Raw genomic sequence first — 1622 nt, forward strand, 5'->3', positions numbered from 1 at the left:
CGACGATACAAATGGTTCGGGTAACGAATGCAGTTGCAAGCAAACGGCGCAAAAAGAAATTAAGAAAGGCAGCCAAAGGCTTTTGGGGAGATCGTAAGAACCATCTTCGCGTGACAAAGAACGCAGTTATGAAAGCCGAGGCGTATGCCACAGAACATCGTAAGTTGCGGAAGAGAGATTTTCGTTCTTTATGGATTGTTCGGATTGGGATTGCTTCCCGAATCTGTGGCCTCTCTTACTCTTGTATGATGTTTGGTCTTCGAAAGATGGGATGTGAGTTGGACCGCAAGCTTCTATCTGAAATGGCTATACACGATTGGTCTGCTTTTGCTCAGTTGGCTGCAAAAGCAAAAGCTGCTTTAGCTTTATAAGCGCCTCTTTCTCTCCCTCTCTTTTTAGAGACTCTTCTTAGAGAGCGTGCCACTTTTGATCAGCAGCTCTCGCTTGTTTCTTCTGACGAAGGTGAATTGCGCCTTCTTCGTGTGCGTTTTCTTGGTAGGAAAGGGCCTTTTGCTGCTTTGACTCGTTCTAATCCCGAATCCACAAAACCAGGGCGACGGAGCTGCCGCTTCCTCTTCGGAGACTTACTGCTCATGAACTTTCTTCGACCACACCTAGCATGCTTTAATTTTCCTGTTCCTGTGATACGAACTTTTTCGGAAACTGCTTTTCGAGTTTTCATCTTCGGCATGATAATCCTTTAAACCCCTTCCTCTACTTTCTTCATCTGAACTTCAGACGAAACCTCTTCACCTCGTTCGTCGACACGAACTCTCTTCTTCTTCAAGTCTGGACTCAACGCAATCGAAAGCGAACGACCAATCATTACCAACGGCATATCAACGAGAGAAATATCTGTCAGTTGTTCACAAGCTGATTGCATCACGCCCCTCCCAATTTCGGAATGAGCCATCTCTCGAGCACGAAAAAGACAAGTAATTCGGACCTTATGCCCCTTCTCTAGAAATTCACGCGCTCGACGAATCTTAATTTCTAAATCGTGAGGGGTAATATTAGGTCTTAATTTGACGTCCTTAACTTTTACACTCTGCTGACTCTTCCGGCTTTCTCTCTCTTTTCGACTCTTGTTGTAACGGAACTTTCCCAAGTCCATAATTTTACAAACAGGAGGGTCCTTTTGGGGCTCTACTTCTACAAGATCAAGTCCAAATTCCAATGCCTTCTGCAAGGCATCACGCGAAGACATCAAACCAAAATTCTGACCTTCTGGACCGATTACACGAACGAGACGAACTCGTATTTCCGCATTAGACCGCAAGGGAATAGTGTTCAATTCGTTTTTCTCCTCATGGTTGCCACTAATAAACAGACCTGATTCCTTAAAGTAAAGTCACTCAACGATTCACTCCTCCAATTGGCTCCATCTCCTCCTACCCGTCCATCCAAAACAGAACAAAACTCACCCAATTCATCTTCCAGACAAACATACTGATCACCTACGTCTGACCACTCTGTTTTCTCCATAACTTGAGAAGCACACTCAACTAACAAAGAATCCCCCCTCCACTTATTAGCAACAACAGGAAGAAAGGGAAAACACGATTCTCTGCACGTAAAAAGTCGAATACGACGCGGAACAGAAAGAAGAGCATCACCACCAC

The 1622-nt window shown here is 44.8% G+C and carries 4 protein-coding genes; 1 reads left to right on the top strand and 3 read right to left on the bottom strand.

The genetic code is table 11. The annotated features are described in order from the left end of the window. Positions 1 to 11: 11 nt before the first annotated feature. On the top strand, positions 12 to 371 hold the full coding sequence (rplT, locus tag GCCT14_RS04770) for a 50S ribosomal protein L20 (RefSeq protein ID WP_108624433.1): 360 nt from the start codon (positions 12 to 14) through the stop codon (positions 369 to 371). A gap of 59 nt (positions 372 to 430) precedes the next feature. Here the strand turns inward: rplT and GCCT14_RS04775 are convergent, their stop codons facing one another. The 3 genes from GCCT14_RS04775 to GCCT14_RS04785 all read right to left on the bottom strand — a co-directional run. Next, complete coding sequence (locus GCCT14_RS04775) at positions 431 to 691, bottom strand: 50S ribosomal protein L35 (protein ID WP_108624432.1); 261 nt, start codon at positions 689 to 691, stop codon at positions 431 to 433. Positions 692 to 700: 9 nt separating this feature from the next. Continuing rightward, positions 701 to 1294 (bottom strand): translation initiation factor IF-3, encoded by a 594-nt coding sequence (gene infC, locus GCCT14_RS04780; RefSeq protein WP_239978385.1) that lies wholly within the window; start codon positions 1292 to 1294, stop codon positions 701 to 703. Beyond that, positions 1291 to 1622 (bottom strand): hypothetical protein (locus GCCT14_RS04785; RefSeq protein WP_157952635.1); only part of this gene is annotated, 332 nt, incomplete at its 5' end. The genes infC and GCCT14_RS04785, both read right to left, overlap by 4 nt.

Source organism: Candidatus Similichlamydia epinepheli, assembly GCF_003056015.1.

What these genes read in the sequence shown, in the direction of transcription:
- rplT (WP_108624433.1), top strand. Translation starts at nt 12, where the DNA reads ATGGTTCGGGTAACGAATGCAGTTGCAAGCAAACGGCGCAAAAAGAAA.
- GCCT14_RS04775 (WP_108624432.1), bottom strand. Translation starts at nt 691, where the DNA reads ATGCCGAAGATGAAAACTCGAAAAGCAGTTTCCGAAAAAGTTCGTATC.